Source organism: Thiohalobacter sp. (genome assembly GCF_027000115.1).
Classification (GTDB): Bacteria; Pseudomonadota; Gammaproteobacteria; order Thiohalobacterales; family Thiohalobacteraceae; genus JALTON01.
Genome location: NZ_JALTON010000062.1, coordinates 1658 through 2389, shown reverse-complemented (window position 1 = coordinate 2389; position 732 = coordinate 1658). Strand labels below are relative to the sequence as shown.

1 protein-coding gene is annotated in these 732 nt (G+C 67.5%); it reads left to right on the top strand.

Annotation, left to right across the window (positions count from 1 at the left end):
- Positions 1-732, top strand: a 732-nt coding sequence (locus tag MVF76_RS12965) for a phage portal protein (protein WP_297529811.1), incomplete at both ends; no start/stop codon positions are given.

Here is a 732-nt window from a genome sequence, read left to right as displayed (position 1 = left end):
AACCAGTTCGGCGTCGTCGTACTGGTCAAGCTCAACGAGCTCGACCAGTACGACGACGCCGAACTGGTTCGCAAGAAGACCGCCGCCATGTTCGCCGGCTTCATCACCCGCCAGAGCCCGGAGGACAACCTCATGGGCGAAGGCGAGGCGGATGCCGCCGGTGTGGCGCTGGCAGGACTCGAACCCGGCACCCTGCAGATTCTGGAGCCCGGCGAAGACGTCAAATTCTCCGATCCGGCCGACGTGGGCGGTTCTTATTCGGAGTTCCTGCGCACCCAGTTCCGCGCGGTGGCCGCCGCCATCGGCGTCACCTACGAGCAGCTGACCGGGGACCTTACCGGCGTGAACTACTCCAGCATCCGCGCGGGGCTGCTGGAGTTCCGGCGCCGCTGCGAGGCGATCCAGCACGGCGTAATCGTGCACCAGTTCTGCCGCCCGGTCTGGCGCGCCTGGATGGAGCAGGCGGCGCTGGAAGGCGCCCTGCCGTTGCCTGACTTCACCCGCCGCCGGCGGGAGTACCTCAACTGCAAGTGGATCCCGCAGGGCTGGCAGTGGGTGGATCCCGAGAAGGAGTTCAAGGCGCTGCTCACCGCCATCCGCGCCGGGCTCATGAGCCGCTCCGAGGCGATCTCGGCCTTCGGCTACGACGCCGAGGACGTGGATCGCGAGATCGCCGCGGACAACCAGCGCGCCGACGAGCTGGGACTGGTGTTCGACTCCGATCCCAGGCAT